Annotated in this window: 17 protein-coding genes and 2 pseudogenes; 13 read left to right on the top strand and 6 right to left on the bottom strand. The window is 41.0% G+C overall.

The genetic code is table 11. The features are described 5' to 3' along the window. Positions 1-255: 255 nt before the first annotated feature. Both fdxA and B5V81_RS06395 read right to left on the bottom strand, forming a co-directional pair. Complete coding sequence (fdxA, locus tag B5V81_RS06400; protein ID WP_012232471.1) at positions 256-597, bottom strand: ferredoxin FdxA; 342 nt, start codon at positions 595-597, stop codon at positions 256-258. Between the two features lie 21 nt (positions 598-618). Next, the gene (locus B5V81_RS06395) at positions 619-2,211 is read right to left on the bottom strand and encodes a hypothetical protein (RefSeq protein ID WP_212112724.1); all 1,593 of its coding nucleotides are present in this window, start codon (positions 2,209-2,211) and stop codon (positions 619-621) included. A gap of 600 nt (positions 2,212-2,811) precedes the next feature. On the opposite strand from B5V81_RS06395, the gene B5V81_RS06390 reads away from it, so the two are divergent. After that, a complete protein-coding gene (locus tag B5V81_RS06390; protein ID WP_039760766.1) occupies positions 2,812-3,723 on the top strand; it encodes an RNA polymerase factor sigma-32 in 912 nt (303 codons plus the stop codon). Between the two features lie 390 nt (positions 3,724-4,113). Here B5V81_RS06390 and B5V81_RS06385 read toward each other — a convergent pair whose 3' ends face one another. Beyond that, positions 4,114-5,691 (bottom strand): M48 family metalloprotease, encoded by a 1,578-nt coding sequence (locus B5V81_RS06385; protein WP_212112723.1) that lies wholly within the window; start codon positions 5,689-5,691, stop codon positions 4,114-4,116. A 146-nt stretch (positions 5,692-5,837) separates the two neighbouring features. On the opposite strand from B5V81_RS06385, the gene B5V81_RS06380 reads away from it, so the two are divergent. The 5 genes and pseudogenes from B5V81_RS06380 to rimJ all read left to right on the top strand — a co-directional run bounded on the left by B5V81_RS06380 (position 5,838) and on the right by rimJ (position 10,387). Further along, entirely contained in the window at positions 5,838-6,473 is a 636-nt protein-coding gene (locus B5V81_RS06380) for a thiamine diphosphokinase (RefSeq protein ID WP_212112722.1), read from the top strand. A gap of 104 nt (positions 6,474-6,577) precedes the next feature. Continuing rightward, positions 6,578-6,964 carry a YMGG-like glycine zipper-containing protein gene (locus B5V81_RS06375; protein WP_212112721.1) on the top strand — a complete coding sequence of 129 codons (387 nt, stop codon included), beginning with the start codon at positions 6,578-6,580 and terminating at the stop codon, positions 6,962-6,964. Continuing rightward, entirely contained in the window at positions 6,964-8,826 is a 1,863-nt protein-coding gene (locus B5V81_RS06370; RefSeq protein ID WP_212112768.1) for an ABC-F family ATP-binding cassette domain-containing protein, read from the top strand. Before B5V81_RS06375 ends, B5V81_RS06370 begins: the two co-directional genes overlap by 1 nt. Positions 8,827-9,385: 559 nt before the next feature. Continuing rightward, a pseudogene (locus tag B5V81_RS08905) lies at positions 9,386-9,652 on the top strand (Arm DNA-binding domain-containing protein); the annotation flags it as partial. Positions 9,653-9,820: 168 nt separating this feature from the next. Further along, a complete protein-coding gene (gene rimJ / locus B5V81_RS06365; RefSeq protein ID WP_212112720.1) occupies positions 9,821-10,387 on the top strand; it encodes a ribosomal protein S5-alanine N-acetyltransferase in 567 nt (188 codons plus the stop codon). Between the two features lie 362 nt (positions 10,388-10,749). Here the strand turns inward: rimJ and B5V81_RS06360 are convergent, their stop codons facing one another. After that, the gene (locus B5V81_RS06360) at positions 10,750-11,010 is read right to left on the bottom strand and encodes a DUF2312 domain-containing protein (protein WP_039760779.1); all 261 of its coding nucleotides are present in this window, start codon (positions 11,008-11,010) and stop codon (positions 10,750-10,752) included. Positions 11,011-11,228: 218 nt separating this feature from the next. Here B5V81_RS06360 and B5V81_RS06355 point away from each other — a divergent pair, with 218 nt between their 5' ends. The 3 genes and pseudogenes from B5V81_RS06355 to B5V81_RS08900 all read left to right on the top strand — a co-directional run. Continuing rightward, positions 11,229-11,756 carry a DUF1036 domain-containing protein gene (locus B5V81_RS06355; RefSeq protein ID WP_212112719.1) on the top strand — a complete coding sequence of 176 codons (528 nt, stop codon included), beginning with the start codon at positions 11,229-11,231 and terminating at the stop codon, positions 11,754-11,756. Beyond that, the gene (gene pyk / locus B5V81_RS06350) at positions 11,753-13,189 is read left to right on the top strand and encodes a pyruvate kinase (protein WP_212112718.1); all 1,437 of its coding nucleotides are present in this window, start codon (positions 11,753-11,755) and stop codon (positions 13,187-13,189) included. Before B5V81_RS06355 ends, pyk begins: the two co-directional genes overlap by 4 nt. A gap of 43 nt (positions 13,190-13,232) precedes the next feature. Further along, a pseudogene (locus B5V81_RS08900) lies at positions 13,233-13,410 on the top strand (pyruvate kinase alpha/beta domain-containing protein); the annotation flags it as partial. A 739-nt stretch (positions 13,411-14,149) separates the two neighbouring features. On the opposite strand, the gene B5V81_RS06340 reads toward B5V81_RS08900, so the two are convergent. Then, positions 14,150-14,533: a cell division protein ZapA gene (locus B5V81_RS06340; protein ID WP_212112717.1), complete on the bottom strand. Its 384-nt coding sequence runs from the start codon at positions 14,531-14,533 to the stop codon at positions 14,150-14,152. Positions 14,534-14,545: 12 nt separating this feature from the next. Then, the gene (locus tag B5V81_RS06335; RefSeq protein ID WP_039760787.1) at positions 14,546-14,821 is read right to left on the bottom strand and encodes a DUF4164 domain-containing protein; all 276 of its coding nucleotides are present in this window, start codon (positions 14,819-14,821) and stop codon (positions 14,546-14,548) included. Between the two features lie 334 nt (positions 14,822-15,155). Here B5V81_RS06335 and tkt point away from each other — a divergent pair, with 334 nt between their 5' ends. The 4 genes from tkt to B5V81_RS06315 all read left to right on the top strand — a co-directional run bounded on the left by tkt (position 15,156) and on the right by B5V81_RS06315 (position 21,136). Further along, complete coding sequence (tkt, locus tag B5V81_RS06330) at positions 15,156-17,162, top strand: transketolase (protein WP_212112716.1); 2,007 nt, start codon at positions 15,156-15,158, stop codon at positions 17,160-17,162. 189 nt (positions 17,163-17,351) lie between these two features. Then, entirely contained in the window at positions 17,352-18,359 is a 1,008-nt protein-coding gene (gene gap, locus B5V81_RS06325) for a type I glyceraldehyde-3-phosphate dehydrogenase (RefSeq protein WP_212112715.1), read from the top strand. 436 nt (positions 18,360-18,795) lie between these two features. Next, positions 18,796-19,989, top strand: coding sequence for a phosphoglycerate kinase (locus B5V81_RS06320; protein ID WP_212112767.1), 1,194 nt, complete (start codon positions 18,796-18,798; stop codon positions 19,987-19,989). Positions 19,990-20,104: 115 nt separating this feature from the next. Continuing rightward, positions 20,105-21,136, top strand: a complete 1,032-nt coding sequence (locus B5V81_RS06315) for a class I fructose-bisphosphate aldolase (RefSeq protein WP_212112714.1) — start codon at positions 20,105-20,107, stop codon at positions 21,134-21,136. Positions 21,137-21,264: the final 128 nt, after the last annotated feature.

Raw genomic sequence — 21,264 nt, 5'->3', positions numbered from 1 at the left:
TATAAACCTGAGGGTGAGTTTTCTTTAACCAAGTATATTGTACCAATTAAGTGAGCATAAAAGCCGAGTACTTTTAAATCCAAAAAAAATACATTGCTTTACTAAAAAAAGCAAAGAAAAATACTTAGAAAGATGATCATGTTAGAATAACACTAACATCAAACTTCAAAAGAATCAATCATTTCGCTTAAGGATTTTTTATTTTTACAAAAGAACTCTTTCAATTATTGAAGAAGGAAGTTGTACACTGTATCATTACTCTTCTCCACTTCCTGGATTTTCTGAAAAATACTTTTCTAGTTTGTTTGGAACACCATCCATTTCTTTTGCTTGAGGGAGAGGGTCTTTTTTTGTGGTTAAATTAGGCCATTTGTTTGCATAATGAAGATTAAGTTCTAACCACTTTTCTAGTCCTGGTTCTGTATCAGGTACAATGGCTTCTGCTGGACACTCTGGCACACAAACACCACAATCGATGCATTCATCAGGATGAATGACCAACATATTTTCACCTTCATAAAAACAATCGACAGGACAAACTTCAACGCAATCCGTATATTTGCAGTGAATGCAGTTGTCGGTTACTACGTGGGTCAAGATCAAACTCCATTTGTTACTTTAATGCTCTTTAGAGGAAAGTGTGTGCGTGTTTTTGTGATTGGAGAGTTGATCGCGTAGCACAGCTAATTTCGCAAAAGGTGAATCAGGGTTAAGACGCTTTTCTTTTTGAAAAGGTTTATAGTTTGCATTTGCACGTTTGTCTTGGGATTTATGGAACTTATGAGAACGCTTTGTTTGTGATGGTGCTTCTTGAGGGAAATTTCCATTCGCATTGCCCTCTTTTTGTACAGCACTCTTCGGTTTATTTTTCCACTTATGTCCAGATTTATCACGTTTTTTTTGTATATGGCGGTGAAGTTGATGCCTATAGTGCCATAATAAAATGACTTTATCTTCTGCTGTAGGGGAAGTGGCTTTGGCAAAATTTCCAACAGGTTCAGCTGATGGTAAATGATTGGTGTTATGGGCGTGTTTTTCAATACAAGAGGCTGAAGGTAAAGTATTCAGAGATGAGGTATTTTGTTCTTCTTGGGTTGTTCCTGAAGCACTGATTGTTTGCCATAGACTGCCAACGCATTCTGCTGCTGGAACATCCTGTGTTGTCTCATTGATAGAGGAAGAAGCTTTGTGTGCAAGAAGATTTTGTTCAAAAACGGTATTGCTTATACTGTATGATTGGTAGCCAAGTCCCTTGAGGATTTCTTCCATATCGTTTCCATTGGCCCCAAGAATGGACATCATGGCTGGGGTTACAAAAAAACTTTTACCGTCATAAGCACCATCGGGTTTGGGATCATTTCCTTGTTTCCAATGAAGGGCGAGGCGGATGAGATTGGCTAGACGTTCTAAAATATCAATTCGTACGGCACGTTGTCCTAAGATTCGGTAACCGGCTAATTGATAAAATTGGCGGTTATAGGTAGGATCAACACTCAAAGAGGTTCGCCCCGCAGATAACGCTGTAAAAATTTCAGCCCATCCCGTTTGGTCTTGTCCTGCATTTTGAAGATTCCACAAAAGGGTAATGGCTTGAACCGGAGCGGGTTTAAGCATTCCTGCAACATAGATATGAAAAGCACCAAAACGCACACCTAGACGTCGAAGAACAGCACGTGATTCTTGCGCAAGGTTTTTGACAAGGTCTAAAATTTCGCGGCGGGGTATAACGCCTAAAGAGCTAACCAGTTGTAAGGCAAGACTGTTGGTTGAATCTGTTAAATCATCAGCATTGCGTAAATCAAATAGAGGCTTTAAAGCCGTTTCAAAATGAAAGGTTACAAAGCGCTCTAATCGTTTCACGACGTTATCGCGGGATTCTCCCGAAAGTTGTGAGTCTGCTAAAACAATCAATTTGGGTTTGAAAAAATCTTCTGTGGCAACAAGTTGCCCTACAGGCTGACCAATCCAGCGCACAATGCCATCAGAACTAAGGGTAAAATCGCCATTTGCGCAAGCACAAAAACGTATCGCACGTTTGGAAAACGCAAGAATCAAATTTTCATTCTCTATTGAGTATTGCTCCTCAGCTGTTTGATCGGTATCGTTTTTGTTGGCATAAAAACGAAAACCTTCAAATTTACCCCTTCCGTGTTTTTCAATGAGAATATCATCCTGAAGAATCTCATTCTGTTGAACAATCTTGCTATCCATGATCATTTTCTTTCTCAGTGCGATACTGGTAAAAAGCTTTTTGCGACAACCCCATAATGCTGTTCTTTCTTTAACACGTTTGTTGCGCTTGCTTCAATCACTCTTGTCGTTTTTTGATGTTTCTTTTTGCGCATTTACAACTTAGATGCTTCTCTTTTATTCAGTTTTCATTCAGTTGGGATATTTTATATTTTCTATTTACACTTATTAGTTGTAATGTAAGGCTTATTAGTTGTAATGTAAAGCTGAAAGCATGATAGATTCTCTAAATTTAAAAGGAAACGGAATCGGTCATCAAAAAAGCAGCAATGTTTTTTGTCTGATCATTTTATTTTTTTTGCTGTTTTGCCATGAAAAGTGAACAGAAAGTTTTTTCAAATATTTCATAGGCTAAAAGGTATATTGTGGGGGAATTTTGCAGGTGAAATTATGTCGTATGACAAGAAGTTTTACCATGATGATGAAAAAAACAATTGCGATTATAAAATTACACGCTAAAGTAGTGATGCATAAGTGGACAACTTTTGCGTTCTTTTTTAAGAAATAACAATGATGTCGTTGCCAAATCAATTTTGATAATTTTAATCGCAAGGGGTTATTATGGGTAATCTTTCAAATGCTGTTTATAAAAACAGCAAAAATTATAGCGATGCAGACAAAAGCTTAGGACGTAATATGATGCGTTCTGCTATGAAAGCACCTTATCTTGAACGACAAAAAGAGCATGATTTGGCTCTGCGATGGAAAGATAAACGCGATGATGATGCCATGCATCAAATTGCAGCGGCTCATATGCGTTTGGTGATTGCTATTGCAAACCGCTTTAAACGTTTCAAAATGCCCTTAGGGGATTTGGTACAAGAAGGCTATGTCGGATTATTGGAAGCCGCTGCACGTTTTGAACCTGATCGGGAAGTACGTTTTTCGACTTATGCAACGTGGTGGATACGCGCTTCTATTCAAGATTATATTTTGCGAAACTGGTCAATCGTTCGTGGAGGAACCAGTTCTTCGCAAAAAGCACTTTTCTTTAATCTGCGGCGTTTACGCGCAAAACTGGTGCAAGATGATAGTGCTTTGTCAAAACAGGATATTTTTCGCACAATCGCCGAAAAACTTGGTGTTTCTGTACGAGATGTTGAAACAATGGATTTTCGTTTTTCCAGTTCTGATAATTCCTTGAGCGTTTCTGTTTCTGAAAACAGTGATAATCCCATTGCGAAGATGGATGTTTTGGTTGATGAGAGCCCTCTTCCTGATGCTTTAATTGAGCAGGTGATTGATGGTCAACGGCGTACGCAATGGCTTTACGATGCGTTGCAAATTCTCAATGAACGAGAGTTGGAAATTATTCGCTTTCGTCGCCTCAATGAAGAGGGGGCTACTTTAGAAGTCTTGGGTGAAAAATTAGGAATTTCGAAAGAGCGTGTGCGTCAAATTGAAGCACGGGCTTTGCAAAAATTGCGTTCTGCTCTCCTGACCGTTCATTCAGAAGATGCTTATGATATATAAGCTACGATAAGGCTTTTTAGAGGGAAGGAGAATGTTATAGCTGAGGGGAAGGGCGTGATGAAGCTGGTTTTGAGGGTACCAGCTTTATCAAGCAATACCTTTCCTTACGGGTTCATTGAGCCGTTTTATGAGCAGAAGAAGATTGGAGGGGGAGGTTTGTCTGAGAAGGACTGCGCAGAAATAATCTTCTGCTCTCCTGACCGTTCATTCAGAAGATCTTCACGATATATAAGCTGCGATAAGGCTTTTTAGGGGGAAGGAGAATGTTATAGGTGAGGGGGGCATGATGAAGCTGGTTTTGAGGGAACCAGCTTCATTTGCCAATTGCTTGGGGGGAAGGCGTGATACAGACAGAAAAGAATCAAAACTATAGCAGGTGAAAAAAGAGCCTTATTCGGTGATAATTTTCACTTTTGTACCGGCGCTTAAAGTTTGAGTTGGTGAGAGGCCGTTGAGAATACGAAAGAGTTTTTCTTTGTCTGGTGTGTGTTGCATTTTATTGGCAAGGTTTGCAACATTTTCTCCTTGTTTAACGCGGACAATACTGATCTTTAAGGGTTTCAATTTTTTTAACTGTGAAGTTGAAAGAGGGTGAAAGCTTTGTACCGTTTTTTTGGTAATCTCTGCAAAATTTTGAGAATTACGGGGGGCTGCTGTCAGAAAACGAAAAATATGATTATTGAACAGAATGACAACCACATCAAATTGCCATTTCTCATGGGTTGCGCGGGCTTGTGCTCCAAGTAAATTGTGGACGAGATGTCCTGGACCCGTGAATCCTTGATTGGGGAGGTCTTGAATTGTGAGGGGGCGGATAGAGGATGGGTCTAGCCCAATAATCCACCCGCTTTTCAAATAATCACTTGCAGATATTCCAGGAGAATGGGGAATAGCATCAAAACGAATCGCAATTTTATTGGATCCGCTGGCCCAAACAGTGTGTGCTGAATGTTCTATTGTAAAATCGTTGGGAACAGAAAAAGCAATGCGCAATTGTGGATGAATAAATTGGTTGTCTCGTACAAATCCAGTGTAAAAGCTTCCTCCAAAAGTCATGCCATCAATGCTTTTGAGAAAAGAATCACGATCGATGATTTTATTATTCTCTTTACTGATTTTATGTGCTTTTTCTATTGCCAGTTGAATGCGTTGGGGGGTGGTTGGGTGAGAGGCTAGAAAGTCTAAGAAGGCGTTTGACGGGCCAAAAATATTCTGAAAATGACTATAGGCTTCCATCGTTTGAAGAAAACGCGGTAAAGCAAATGGATCATATCCTGTTTGTTGGAGCATTTCGAGGGCAAGGAAATCAGCTTCCAGCTCTTGATTGCGGGAAAATTGTGCAAGTTGTTGGTTGTTTTGTAAGGGAGGGTGAAGTTTTTTGCTTATAGAAGAAAGAAGACGTGAGGACATATGATGGGTCCTCTTCAATTGGGCTTCTTTTTGCAGGCGTAAAATACCATGATTGGCTCTGATGTGTGCTATCTCATGAGCTAAAATTGCAGCAACTTCTGAAGAATCATTGGCAAGTGCTAACATACCACGGGTGATGTATATCGAACCATTGGGGAGTGCAAATGCATTGATACTTTCTGAGTTTAAAATTGTTACAGAATAGTTATGATAAGAATGGTGGGATGCAATGGTTAGTTTACGGATAATTCTTGCTAAAAAGCGTTCAAGTTTTGCATCACGATAGGCGCCACCATACATTTGCACAATACGGGGGTGTTGCAGAGTGCTTAATGTGACATAGATATTATTATTGTTGGTACGTTTGATTGTTTCAGAGGAATTGGAAGAGAGCTTATCATTTTGAGATAGATGCGTATGACAAGCTGAAAGGAGAAGCATTAAACTGATGAAAGTGATTGTATAAGGGAGAGAGCGAAAAAGAAAATTTCGTTGAAAAATCGCGTGTGTTGGATTGTGGTGCAGAGTGCTTCTCCGGTGTAGTTTGGCGAATTTCATATGTATCTTTGTATTGTGTGTGTTTTTTTTAAGAATCTTTAGGGATAAGGGTTCGTTTGGCTATATTACAGTTCTTATGTATAAAAAATAGCGCTCATCGATAAAGGGATGCGAGAGAAAAAATTCTGTGAAAGGCAAAATAGGGCATGACAACATTTACGATATTGTTAAATGGAAATCTTTCTATCACTGATCGTTTGCTTAATCAAATTCAAAATAGCCGAGTGATTGCTGCGGATGGTGGTATGCGTCATGCGACCGTGCTTAATGTGAAGCCTGAGTTGTGGTTAGGGGATTTTGATTCGTCTGATCAGACTTTGATAGACAAATATAACCATGTTCCACGTGAGGTTTTTCCTGCTGATAAAGATATGACAGATAGCGCTTTGGCTTGTGAAAGAGCGCTACAAAATGGTGCTAAAAAGCTTATTTTGTGCGGGGCTTTAGGAGGGGAGCGAAGTGATCATAGCCTTTCTCATATGACGCAAGCGTTGATGATGGCTGAAAAAGGCATTTCAGTGTTGTTGACAAGCGGTTTGGAAGAAGGCTGGCCGGTTTTGCCAAATCTCGTGTCATATGATTTGCCTAAAGGGTGTTTATTTAGTCTTATCGGTTTTTCTGACTTAAAAGACTTAACGCTGAAAGGCGTAAAATGGCCAATTTGTGGTAAAAATGTGTCATTTGGATCTTCTTTAACACTTTCTAACCGTATTTGTGGAACCTTTTCTTGCCATTTAGGTTCTGGAAAAGCTATATTGTTAGCGTCTGTGCCTATTCCATAAAGCTCTTCCGATATATTTTGAATAAGGCAGGGGGGGGCCTAGTGATTTAAGTGCCGACATAAACGATATATTATGTATTGATCTTGAGAAGGAAAGGTTTTGATATGTTAAAATCAGTTTTAAAAGTGGCCGTCGTTTCCGCAATTGGTTTCAGTTCGGTAGCTTGTACCACAAATGATGAACGTGTTGCACGTTACGGTTTGGGGGGAGCAACAATCGGTGCTTTGGCTGGAAGTGCTATTGGTGGAAGTACTGCTGGAGCCGTGCTTACCGGTGCAGCATTTGGTGCTTTGGCTGGAACAGTAACAGGTGAAGCTGCAAATCAAAGAAGACAACAAAGACAGGCGTCACAATTGTGTACGTATCGTGGTCGTAGAGGACATGTTTACCAAGCACCTTGTGCACAAAGAGTTCCGGTACAACAATTGTGTACTTACCGTGATGCAAGAGGGATGATGTATCAAGCACCTTGTCCGCGCCGCGTTCGTTAATGGCGGTGCCATTGCTGCGGCTTGACCGCATTTTCCTAACCTTTGGGACAACGCCTTTGCTCAACCGAGCCTTTTTATCGGTTGAGCAGGGGGCGCGTATTGCGTTGGTGGGCCGGAATGGTTGTGGAAAATCGACCCTGTTGAAAATTGCCGCAGGAATATTAGAGCCTCATGGGGGTGAAATTTTTCGCCACCCTCGGGTGACACTTCGTTATGTCTCTCAAAATCCGGATTGTTCGGGTTTTGAAGATATTAACGCTTATATGGAAGCGGGGCTGGACGAGACATCTGATGTCCAGTGGATCAATACGCTTCGCACAAATTTAGGGTTTTCGGGGGTAGAAAAATTAGAAACGCTTTCAGGGGGTGAAAAGAGGCGTGTTTCATTGTTACGGGCCATTGCTGCAAAGCCTGATATTTTGTTCTTAGATGAACCAACCAATCATCTTGATTTGCCAACCATTGAATGGTTGGAAGGGGTTTTGTCTTCTTTGCGTTCAGCAATTGTGGTGATTTCCCATGATCGGAGATTTTTAGAAAATGTTACGCGTTCAACGGTATGGCTTGATCGTGGCACAACCAAAAGGCTGGAAAAGCGTTTTTCTGAGTTTGAAAATTGGCGTGATAAAGCACTGGAAGAAGAAGCGATTGAGCAGCATAAATTGGGGCGCCAAATTGCTCGTGAAGAGCAATGGTTGCGTTATGGCGTGAGTGCACGGCGTAAGCGTAATGTACGGCGCTTGGGCGAATTAAAAGAATTACGACAGCGTCATCAAACCTATAAAGGACAGCCGGGAAGTGCACTTTTGAGCGCAGCTAAAAGTCATGATTCTGGTCAACTGGTGCTTGAAGCAAAGAAAGTTTTAAAATCTTATGGTGAGCGCGTTATTGTGAAAGATTTCTCTTTACGCATTCAACGGGGGGATCGAATCGGATTGGTCGGGCCTAATGGTATTGGAAAAACAACGCTCCTTTCTGTATTGATTGGGAAAGAAGCTGTGGATAGTGGAACGGTGAGGCATGGCTATAACCTCTCCGTAGCATTGCTTGATCAGCAACGTATTGTCAATGAAGAAGAAACTTTGGCGCATTATTTAACGGGGGGAAGGGGTGATACTCTTGTGATCAATGGGCAGGAACGGCATGTGGTTTCTTATATGAAAGACTTTTTATTTTTGCCTGAACAAGCACGCACCCCCCTTAAAGAATTTTCAGGGGGAGAAAGAGCACGTCTCATGCTTGCACGCCTTCTTTCGCGTCCTGCAAATTTTTTGATTCTTGACGAACCGACCAATGATTTGGATATGGAAACTTTGGATTTGTTACAAGAATTTATTGCTGATTTTACAGGAACAGTGTTGTTGGTTAGCCATGACAGAGACTTTTTAGATCGTACTGTAACTCATATGTTGGCACCTCAAGGCGATGGTCATTGGGTTTTATATGCGGGCGGCTATAGTGATATGATAGCGCAAAATAAGAAAGTCTTGAATTCAAAACGCAAAGAAATAAAATTATCGCCTCGTAAAGAATCTTCAAAATCTCATGCGGAAGCGTTTTCAAAACAGACCTCATCAACAGAGGGTAGCTTGATAGCGCGAGGGAAAAAAGTACCAAGAAAACTGTCTTATAAACAGGTTTATGCATTGGAAAAATTACCTGAAGAAATCGCTGTTTTGCAAAATGAAATAAAAAAAATTGAACAAGAGCTCTCTGATCCAGCTCTTTATCGCCGTGATAAAGAACGCTTTGAACGTTTATCAACGGCATTGGAAAAAAAGAAAAATACTTGCACACAAAAGCAAGAAGAATGGCTAGAACTTGAAATTTTACGCGAAGAAATGGATGCATGTTCACGTTAATGTTTCAAATATTAATATCTAAGTATTTTGATTCGTATTGTATCATTGCTTTATGTAGAACGCTTGGGTGTATTGAAAAATAATGTGCCATTAAATTTATAAAGAGCAGCTTTTGGCTCCACACTTTTGACTGCGGTTAAAAGTTATGACTCTGGTTAATGGGGGTTGCGAGCGAGCTTTACTGTTTATGTTTGGCTTTTTTACACAATTCTTGATAAAGAAAAAACGATTGATGCGGTGCGTTTTGTCGCAATTTCATACATAGAAGTATGCCCGTCTCATCGCAGATTTTGCCAGACTCCAATGTTCCTATAGCTTTTAGTATTTGAGTGCATTCATAAATTTATAAGAAGTCTTTCCTTGTCTTTATACCTTATGACCTAGACAATATATTGATTTATAATGATAATTTAACATTATTTATATTGAATTAGAACCTCGAATAACGTAAGATTCTCTCATTTCAAATCTGTTCCATGTTGAATCAATAAAAACACTTGCTTGCACACCACAAGCGGGTGGGCCATGTGGGTAAAAACTGTATAGACAAGGACTAAAAATGCCGCTTATGAACGCTCTCAAGTGCCAAGAGCTGTCGCAACATCCACGAGCTGGCAAAGTGTGTGATGGTATACCGGCTTGCTTTTCTGTAAGCGTAAAGATGGTGGTGCTATATTATTTCATGAGGGCTTTATCGTTATACCCTTCATGGTTGGCGTTGTGAAATGGGCTTGGGTGCTCTTTGAGAGATGTCTCTTTAAAACAAGCCCGTGAATTGGCAACTGGCTGGTGTTCTGTTTTACGTGAAGGTCGTGACCCTATTAGAATATACCAATCTTGCTTATGAAGGAAAAGCAAATGGTCCTTATTGATTCTAATGTGATAAGCGATGTGGTGAGAAAAGCTTTCTGTAGTCACCGTTATAATTTAAGTTTAACCTCATGATTTGTCATGATAAATTAACGCGTTATTGGAATGTTTCTAGGAGGGGAAAATGGTGGTAATTAAAACAAAGCGAACAATTTCTACATTGATCGGTTTAGAAGATGTTGTTGAACTATCTTCTTATTTTTTGCGTAATGTGAATTATTTGCGTCCTTTTGAACCGTCAAGATCTGATGATTACCACAGCCTAACAGCTTGGGAAACACGAGCCGGTACATTTGCTTATGAAAGCGCACAAGGACAAGCATACCGATATGCTGTACGATTAAAAAATGAAAACACAATTATTGGTGTTGTGAACTTTACAAACGTGGTTCGTGGTGTTTTTCAAGCCTGTCATCTTGGTTTTTCTCTTGATGAAAAACAACAAGGCAAAGGCCTCATGTTTGAGAGTTTATCGGCTCTAATAGCGCATATCTTTGATGTTTATCATCTGCATAGAGTGATGGCAAATTATAGACCAGAGAACATAAAAAGCGGGCTTTTATTAAAACGTCTTCATTTTGAAAAAGAAGGCTATGCCAAAGATTATTTGATGATTGCTGGAAAATGGAGGGATCACATTTTAACTTCTCGAAGGAATAATCGCTATGAGCCTGCCTATGGATTCGAATGAAGCTTTATTAAGGTTTTTTTACCAGATGTATCAATAAGCTGAATTCTTCCCTATCCTAAAAGATTAAGATCCTTAACACCTCTTTTTCTGTAAAAAGCTCAGACTCTTGTTTAGCCGATTTTAGTTTGCTGATCTTTTTCAATATTTTTCCTTATATAATGAATTAATTGATCATCATATCATGAATCCTTTTAAATGTGAGGGCTGTGGTAACCTTGCGCATCCTGTGACCAGTCGTCTTGTCACAAGTTACATGAATTTTTTGTTATTTTGCACAAATGACTTAAACAGTGAGCAGAATTTTTTCGCATTTACTCATTTTTTCCATTTTCTTAAGAAAATTTCCAACGTTATCAATAGAGTTAACTCATCCCAAGTGCATTTTTATAAAGCTCAATGATTGCTTCTTCTTCCATTCGTTCATGCTCTTCTTTTTTACGCAACCGTATAATGCTTCGAACCGCTTTACTATCAAAACCAGAGCCTTTAAGTTCAGTATATACGTCTTTAATATCGTCAGAAATCGTCTTTTTTTCTTCTTCTAGTCGTTCAATTCGTTCGATAAAAGAGCGTAATTGATTGACGGATATAGCGTGTGTTTGGTCGGTTACTGTATCATTCATTGTATTTTCTCCAGTTTATATATTTTTAAGTTGTTTTTTCGACGATAAATTTATGTTGGAAAAGCTTGAAAAAACAAAAACTCAATCAAGCACTACAGTTTTTTTACCAATTGATTTTAAATATTTTGTAAAATTTTTAAAATATATGCCTTGATAAAAGGGCTATAAAAAGAAAAATATATGTTTTAAACTTGAAAAGCTTTTGAAAAAAGAGATGTATGGTTTATTTTGAGAATTTGCATTATAGAGAAAGTTCTTTGATTTTGAAAAAGCAATATTGGGCTCTTCAGAAAGGATTAAAGGTTTTTCTTTTGAGCATTTTGCTCTTGTTTCCCTTTGCTATTTGTGCAAAAGCTGACTTTAGGGTGTGTAATACAACGCAGCAGTCTGTAGGGGTTGCTCTTGGATATCGTACGTTTTCAGGGTGGGTGAGCGAAGGCTGGTGGGTGGTTCCCGTGACAGAATGTAAAACCCTCATCGAAGGACCTCTTGCCTCGCGATTTTATTATTTTTATGCGGAAGGAGCACAAAAAAAGGGGAACTGGGCAGGCTCTGTGACCATGTGTGTGCAAGATAGCCAATTTACCATTCAGGGGGTTCATGATTGTTTTCCTCGAGGATATCAAAAGGCTGAGTTTCAGGAAATCGATACCGGTAATCAAACCAGTTGGATGGTACAGTTGACGGATGATTCTTTGTTTAACAATTCAGTTGTCCCTTCTTTTTCAGGAAGTTCTCCACCGTGAAACGTGCCCGTAAAGTAAAAATTATTGCGACTCTTGGCCCTTCTTCTTTTTCTCGTTTAATGATTGAGAAGCTTTTTAGGGCAGGGGCAGATGTTTTTCGCCTTAATATGAGTCATACAGATCGTGACACACTGGCTGATTTGGTCAAGTCTATACGGGAGGTTGAAAAAATTGTTCAACGGCCCATCGGTATTTTAGTGGATCTTCAGGGACCCAAACTGCGTATTGGTCGTTTTGCCAAAGGTCAAGAAGATTTGTGTGTTGGGCAAAGCTTTACATTAGATCATCGCGATGCGGCTGGTGATGCACAGCGTGTTTTTTTTCCTCATAAGGATGTTTTTTCGGCACTTAAACCAGGGGATCGGTTGTTGATTGATGATGGAAGGGTGGAACTGCGCGCTGAAGTATGTGATGATCATTTTGTTCAGTGTTGTGTGGTTGCTGGAACCCGTATTTCTGATCGAAAAGGTGTGAGTTTTCCTGATACAATTTTGCCTTTTGATTCGATAACCTCAAAAGATAAAGAGGATCTTCAGGCTCTGTTACAGTATCCTGTTGATTGGGTTGCGCTTTCTTTTATTCAGCGTCCAGAAGATATTATAGCGGTGCGTCAGTTGACGAAAAGCAAGGTGTCTTTGATGGCTAAAATCGAAAAGCCTCAAGCCTTGGAGCATATAGAGAAGATTATTGAAATCTGTGATGGTATTATGATTGCACGGGGTGATCTCGGTGTGGAAATGCCTCTGGAAAGGATTCCTGCGCTTCAGATGGAGTTAATAAAAGCTTGTCGTTTAGCTGGAAAACCGGTTGTGGTGGCAACACAAATGCTCGAGTCAATGATCACATCTCCTGTTCCGACACGCGCAGAAGTCTCAGATGTTGCTACGGCGGTTTATGCTGGAACAGATGCGGTGATGTTGTCGGCTGAATCTGCTTCTGGTCGTTATCCGGAAGAAGCGGTGCTTATGATGGACCGAATCGCGCGGCAAATCGAACAAGATCACACTTATGCCGCTCAGGTTGGGGCTCAACATCCTGCTCCAGAATCAACAGGAACCGATGCGATTTCTCTTGCAGCACGTCAGATTGCTGAAACACTTGCGTTAGCGGCTATCGTTGCCTATACGGCTTCAGGAACAACAGGGGTGCGCACTTCTCGTGAACGTCCCAATAGACCGATTATTGCGTTATCGCCCATTGTGGAAACCGCACGGCGTTTGGCTCTCGTTTGGGGGCTTCATTGTGTGGTAACCGATGATGCAAGGAATTTAGAGGATATGGTTGATCGAGCCGCAGCCATTGCCTTTCAGGAAGGTTTTTGCCAAGGAGGGGATCGCTTCCTTGTGACAGCTGGTGTTCCCCTTGGAACGCCTGGGGCTACCAACCTCTTGCGTATTGCTTCTGTTTCTCAAGATGGTACGAAGGGGATTTGAGCGGTTTACGCTTGGTATTTTTTCATGCATCTTTGAACCGACTTTAGGAACAACGGGGAGGCGCACCTCTCGTGAACGTCCCAATAGACCGATTATTGTGTTATCTCCTATTGTGGAAACTGCACGGCGTTTGGCTCTCGTTTGGGGGCATCATTCGTGTGGTGACCGATGATGCAAAGAATTTAGAGGATATGGTTGATCGAGCCGCAGCCATTGCCTTTTGCGGAAACCGCACGGCATTTCGTTTGGGCATGAGGTTTGGTGATGGGAACAGAGTAGATGTGGTGATATGGTCTATTGATTTTGTTTGTAGTTCTGAGAAAGTTGCTTTTATGGTGGAGCATTTAATGGAAGATCCCCTTTTATCTCATTAAGGCATCTTAGGAATCGCTTTATTAATCTTTTACGAGCGAGATATTCATTGATCATGAGAATTCATTCTAGTCCTGTTTGAGAGCTTTAAAAATTTTCTCATTTTAAGCCTCTATGAACGGATGAAACTTTTGCAAACAGAATTGAATAAAATTATGGGTTCAAAAAAGCCATGCTGGTATGGCATGAGAATTAAAGTGATGGATGAATATGTTTAAAAAATATGCTTTTCGTGCGTTGCTTTTATGTAAAAAATAGGCTTTACGCATTGTTTGATTGATCATCGATATGATTTCTTTTTACAATTATATTGGTTTTGGGATATTGGTTTTGGTCGTTTGTTGCGCGAGACCCCTCATTGGAAGCGTGGTAATATAAGGCTGCTTCTTTGATGTATGAAGTGTTTGTGTGTCAGCGAAATATTCGAGGTACAGCTTTTTGATCGTATGCATGATCTGTCACTGGAATTCTCTCGATAAAAAATCGGATTGTTTATGGGGTGTGGGTTTAAGAATTTTTATCCTGTTTTTTATCCTATGAGGGGGAGGCAAATCAAATCGCACGTTTATTACGGCGCTGTTGTATGTTTTAGAAATCTTCCTGCTCTTGTTCTTGAATGTTTGTGCTGTTTTGATCATCTTTGAGCAATTGATTGGTGAGATTTTCAATGCGTTGTGTGGTGTCACGCATAATTTTTCCCATGGTGCGCTCCTTTTCATTGTGAAGGCGTAAAAGAGCATTGTAGTCTTCTTGTAACTTTTTATTTTCTCGTTTTATTTCTTCCATTTCATCGATAATCATTATGCCAGCCATAACCGATAAACGATGATCGCCAATTTCACCAAAATTTTTCTTTAAATGGGTGATGTATTGATCCAATTGAGCGGCAAGCGCAATAAGATGACTTTCTTGCCCTTTATTACAAGCCATGCGATAATTTTTACCATCAATGGTAACGGAAACTGTTTCCATACATTCAAACCTTTATCTATCAATGACGATACGAATCGTTTCCATTGCTTTAATAAGGCGTTTGGAAACTTCTTTGTTAACAGATTCTAAGCGTTCAATTTGGGCTTCAGCTTTGTCAAGCGCTTGGGCAAGATGGCTGCGGTCAGCATTCATTCGTTGAATTTCTTCTTCCCATTCGTTATTTTTATCAATAACGGCGTTGCGGTTTATTATGGTGATCTCTAAAGTCCTAAGTGCTTTTTCTAGGTGCTCTAGAGCATCTTGTAGAACCGTAGTCTCTTGGTTCATTGTTTTTGTCCTCTGGGTAATTGTATCCTTTATCAATGCGTTATGCAAAAACGAATCACTTACATTCTGGTATTGTGTGTATTTTATTTTTAAGTATGTAGGATATTTTAGCAAGCAAAGCAGGAGATAGATATAAATTAAAAGCTGGATTTTTTACGCGTATTGACATAAATGACATGGATATACAGGATGCGTGAGGGGAATGTTATTAATGCTATTGAAGTGGTGACAAGAAGTTTCATGCTGGTGGTTAAAAACAGTATTTCTTAAGGAATTTTAAGAGAATACGCAAAAAGCAACAGAATAACGTAGTTAACGAAATGGTCGATCATTCATGACAAACACCCTCCAACAGAATCAGATGGCTAATGCTATCCGTTTTCTTGCTATTGATGCGATTGAAAAAGCAAATTCTGGTCATCCGGGCTTGCCAATGGGGGCAGCCGATATTGCTACGGTTCTTTATACACAATTCCTTGCTCATGATCCTAAAAATCCTCGTTGGCCTAACCGTGATCGTTTTGTGTTATCAGCAGGACATGGATCTATGTTGCTTTATGCTTTGCTGTATCTTTCTGGTTATGAAGATATCGGTATTGAGGATCTCAAAAATTTTCGCCAATTAGGCGCAAAGCTTGCGGGGCATCCAGAATATGGGCATGCGGCAGGAATTGAAACAACAACTGGACCTCTCGGACAAGGGTTGGCTAATGCTGTGGGGATGGCTCTTGCAGAACGTTTGCAAAATGCTCGTTTTGGCGATCTTATCAACCATTATACTTATGCCTTGGTGGGGGATGGATGCTTGATGGAAGGGATTTCGCAAGAAGCACTTTCCTTGGCTGGGCATTTAAAACTTCACAAGCTTATCGTGTTGTGGGATGATAATAATATCTCTATCGATGGAGAAATTTCTCTTGCAGATAGCACAGATCAGTGTGCGCGTTTTAAGGCATCTGGTTGGAATACAATCAAAGTCGATGGACATAGCCAAACAGCCATTGCGCATGCCATTGAAGAGGCGAAAAATTCTGATAAACCAACTTTAATCGCTTGTAAAACAACGATCGGTTTTGGAGCACCAAATAAAGCTGGAACCAATAAAGTTCATGGATCCCCTTTAGGTGTACGAGAAATTGCTGAGACCCGTATCGCCTTGGGGTGGGAGGTAGAGCCTTTCGTTATTCCAGCTGATATTCTCGATAATTGGCGCTTAGCAGGGCTTAATGCCGCTAAAAGGCGACAAAAGTGGGAAGAAAAATTGGCTGATCTTCCTGTCTCAGAACGGGTCGAGTTTGAAAGATTGATGCGTGGTGATCTATTGGGTGGATTTGATGGTGCTATCGATGCTTATAAACAGAAACTCATTGAAGAGGCTCCTGTGGTTGCTACGCGTAAAGCTTCGGAAATGGCTCTTGAAGTAATCAATGAAGTCGTGAGTGAGACCATTGGGGGGTCTGCCGATTTAACGGGATCCAATAATACAAAAAGCAGTCAGATGAAAAGTATCTCTGCGGATGATTTTTCAGGGCGATATCTTCATTATGGTATTCGTGAGCATGCAATGGGCGCTATAATGAATGGGATAGCTCTTCATGGGGGCTTTATTCCTTATGGAGGCACGTTCTTATGCTTCTCTGACTATATGCGTCCTGCTATGCGTTTATCTTCTCTCATGGGGTTGCGGGTGATTTATGTCATGACCCATGATTCTATTGGTCTTGGAGAGGATGGTCCGACTCATCAACCCGTGGAACATTTGGCTTGCTTGCGCGCTATGCCTAATCATCTTGTGTTCCGCCCTGCTGATGCTATGGAGACAGTCGAGTGTTGGCAATTGGCTTTGAAAGTACGTGGGACGCCTTCTACCTTAGCGTTGAGCCGACAAAATCTACCGCTTTTGCGTCAAGAATATGAAGAAGAAAATCTCTGTATGCTTGGTGCTTATGAATTTTTAACGGCAAGTGATGAGGCGCAAGTGACTTTGTTTGCTTCTGGTTCAGAATTGCAAATTGCGGTAAAAGCACATGCGGTCTTAGAAGAAAAAGGCATTCCAACGCGTGTGGTTTCTGTGCCTTGTTTTGAGCTCTTTTCTCAACAATCTTGCTCCTATCAACGGGCTCTCATTGGAGAAGCGCCGATTAAAATCGCGATTGAAGCTGCTGTTGCCCAAGGATGGGAGCGTTTTATTGGCTGTGATGGTGTGTTTATTGGCATGGAGGGATTTGGTGCAAGTGGAACAATTGATGACCTTTATGCGCATTTTGGTATTACTTGGGAAAATGTCGTTGCTACCGCTGAAAAAGAGCTGGAAAAGATCGAAGAGGAAAAGACAAAATGACAATTTGTGTTGTCATGAGTGGGGGTAGTTGTAGGATATCCTATTCTGTACAGTGTTATGGATAATGTTGTGCATTATTGTGGATAAGTCAGTCATTGATCGAGATATTGACGTTTTAGGAATTCATGATTCGGGATTAGAAGATGCCCATTTGTTGTGCTTTAAAAATGAGATAAGGAAATATGTGAAATGACAGTTCGTGTTGCAATTAATGGGTTTGGTCGTATTGGACGCAATATTTTACGTGCACTTATGGAAAGTGGACGACAAGATATTGAAGTGGTTGCAATTAATGATTTGGGATCGGTGGAAACAAATGCCCATTTGTTGCGCTATGATTCAGTTCATGGGCGTTTCCCTGGAGTTGTTAAGGTGGTGGGGGATGCCATTGATGTGGGGAGTGGTTTAATAAAGGTATGCGCAGAGCGTGATCCTGCACAATTGCCTTGGAAGGATTTAGATATCGATATTGCTTTGGAATGTACGGGCATTTTTACTGCGCGTGATAAAGCAAAGGCTCATTTGGATGCGGGGGCAAAGCGTGTGCTTGTTTCTGCACCTTCTGAAGGAGCCGATCTTACCGTGGTATACGGGGTTAATCATCAATCTTTAAATAAAGAGCATCGCGTTGTTTCAAATGCTTCTTGTACAACAAACTGCTTAGCCCCTGTTGCTCAAGTGCTGCACAACACGGTGGGTATTGAAAAGGGATTTATGACAACAATTCATTCTTATACGGGTGATCAACCTGTCTTGGATACTATGCATCGTGACCTTTATCGGGCGCGTGCGGCAGCTCTTTCGATGATTCCTACCTCAACAGGAGCAGCGAAAGCTGTGGGATTGGTCTTGCCAGAATTAAAAGGCTTGCTCGATGGTGTGTCGATCCGTGTTCCAACACCAAATGTTTCCGTGGTGGATTTGACATTTACCGCTAAGCGTTCCACAACGATTGAAGAAATTAATACAGCGATTGCGACTGCAGCACGCGGTTCCTTAAAGGGAATTTTAGACTATACAGAGGAAAAGCTTGTGAGTTGTGATTTTAATCATAATCCTCATTCAGCTATTTTCCACAATGATCAAACCAAGGTCATTGATGGTAAGCTCTGTCGTGTTCTGGTTTGGTATGATAATGAGTGGGGCTTTTCTAACCGTATGAGCGATACGGCTGTGGCTTTTGCCAAGACAGTCTAGAAAAAAGGACCTTCGGGTCCTTTTCTTATAAGAAAAAGCCTCATTTTATACAATTTTGAGAAAAGCGGATAAAGGGTGTTGTCTTGTGTGCTAGGAAGCAAATGCTGTATGAGACAATGTGAAAAAAACGAAAAGTGTAAACTCTTTTGCATAAAAGTAAAAGGAGTCTTGAATGGAAATCAAATTGAGAAAATGCATTTGTTTTGCAACAGTGGGATGTGAAGATAAGAACAATGGTGAGCTTTTGTACACTTGATGATAGAGGCTTTGGATTTTCCAAGCAGAGGGGAGAGAAGGGTGGCTGTCGTAGAGCTCTTTCATGCAAAACAAAGATGTGTCATGCAAAAGCAAAGAGGAGGGGGTAAGTGGAAAAAAGTGAGTAGGTTTGCTTGATGCATTGTTATTTGAAACAATGGAAAGTGAAGAGGAAGCGGTGATGGGATTTCGTACACTTGATGATGTTGATGTTTTGGGCAAACGTGTTCTTGTGCGCGTAGATTTTAATGTTCCTATGGCACTGGGCAAAGTTTGTGATAAGACGCGTCTTGTACGACATAAAGAAACGCTCGTTGAGCTACAAAAGCGTGGTGCTAAACTTATTCTGCTTTCTCATTGTGGTCGTCCTAAAGGAAAGGTAGAGCCAGAATTTTCACTCCGTCCTGTTGTAGAAGTGTTGGAAAAAATCATTCATCAGCCGGTTGCTTTTGCTCCTGACTGTATTGGCTTAGCCGTGCAGGTGGCGATTGAGTCATTACAAAATGGTGGTGTTTTACTACTTGAAAATATTCGTTTTTATGCCGGTGAAGAAAAGAATGATTGTTCTTTTGCAGAGGCTTTGGCGCATAATGGGGATCTTTATGTCAATGATGCTTTTTCCGTTTCTCATCGTGCCCATGCTTCGGTGGAGGGAATAACGCATTTGTTGCCCTCTTATGCGGGGCGCTCTTTGCAAGCTGAGTTGCAGGCCTTAGAAAAAGGGCTTGGAAATCCAACGCATCCTGTCGTTGCCATTGTGGGAGGGGCGAAAGTTTCCAGTAAGCTTTTTGTTCTCAATCATTTGGTGGAAAAAGTCGACTCCTTGGTGATTGGGGGCGGGATGGCTAACAGTTTTTTAGCCGCGCAAGGTATCCATGTGGGGAAGTCATTGTGTGAACATGCATTGATGGAAACGATAAAAAAAATCATTAAAAAAGCACAAGGGTGTCATTGTACACTTCTGCTTCCTGTGGATGCTGTCGTTGGGTTTCGTTTTGAAAAAAATGCACCGCATCGTCTTTATGATATTGGCGATATTCCTGAAGATGGCATGATATTAGATATCGGGACCCGCTCTATTGCCCATATCAATGCTGCAATTGATGAAGCTTCTACCCTCGTGTGGAATGGCCCCCTTGGTGTTTTTGAGATGCCTCCCTTTGATAAGGGAACAATTGCCGTTGCACGTCATGCAGCAGAACGGAGTTTAATGGGTAAATTGGTTTCAATTGCTGGAGGAGGCGATACGGTTTTTGCTCTTAATCATGCTGAGGTTGCCAATGATTTTACTTATCTCTCGACTGCTGGAGGGGCTTTTTTGGAATGGATGGAAGGGAAGGTTTTGCCCGGTATTCTTGCTCTTATGCAGGCTTAAAGGGATTATTTTAAAAGCAGCTTTAAAGCTGTGTGTTGCGTAAGGTGAGTTTAAGCGTATTGCACACTTTTGGAAAATTTTAAGAAAAAATAGAGAAAATAAAGAGGAATTTTTTATGACTGAACGGCTTGAAGATATTGCACTTTCTCTTGTGCAGGCGGGTAAAGGTATTTTGGCGGCAGATGAAAGTACAGCAACCATTGGAAAGCGTTTTGAAAGCATTGGTGTTGAATCCAATGAAGATAGGCGCCGTGCTTATCGTGAAATGCTTTTTAGTGCAAAAGAAGCTATGGAAAACGCTATCTCTGGGGTCATTTTATTTGATGAAACCATTCGACAAAAAGCATCAACAGGGCAAATGTTGACAGATCTTATTCGTGATGCAGGGGCGTTACCAGGGATTAAAGTGGATACGGGTGCTAAGCCATTGGCCGCTTTTCCCCAAGAAACAATTACCGAAGGGTTAGATGGTCTTCGTGAACGGTTAAAAGACTATTATACTTTGGGAGCGCGTTTTGCTAAATGGCGGGCGGTGATTGCTATTAATGCAGATACTTTGCCAACAAGAGGCGCTATCAATCAAAATGCACAAGCTCTTGCGCGTTATGCTGCTTTATGTCAGGAACTTAAGATTGTGCCAATTGTTGAGCCGGAAGTGCTGATGGATGGACCGTCGTGCGGGCATTCCATTGCGCGTTGCTTTGAAGTGACACGCACTGTTTTACAGGCTGTCTTTAAAGAATTGTTTGAAGCCCGTGTCGTTTTAGAGGGGATGATTTTAAAGCCAAATATGGTGATTGATGGCAAAGATGCACGCAAGGCTGGTGTTGAAGAAGTGGCTGAAAAGACTGTCCATGTGCTTAAACAAACCGTACCTTCCGCTGTTCCAGGAATTGCTTTTCTTTCTGGAGGGCAATCTGATCAAGAAGCAACGGCGCATTTATCGGCCATGAATGCTATGGGTACATTGCCTTGGAAATTGACCTTTTCCTACGGACGCGCATTGCAAGCGGCTGCTTTAAAAGCATGGGCTGGCAAGCATGAAAATATTGCTGTTGCACAAAAGGCATTTTGTCATCGTGCTCGGATGAATCATCTTGCGGCTTTAGGACAATGGACAAAAGAGCAGGAAAAGGTGAGCGCTTGAATTGTCATAGAGCGGAATTCCCATAAGGTTGTGTGGTGATTGTCCTAGATGCTTTGCTTAGCAAGAAGGGCAATTAAAATGCACAAGCTCTTGCATGGTTCATGCTGCTTTATGTCAGGAACTTAAGA

Source organism: Bartonella queenslandensis (assembly GCF_018155095.1).
GTDB lineage: Bacteria > Pseudomonadota > Alphaproteobacteria > Rhizobiales > Rhizobiaceae > Bartonella > Bartonella queenslandensis_B.
Note: the sequence above shows the minus strand (reverse complement) of the source record. Positions and strands in the feature narration are given on the sequence as shown.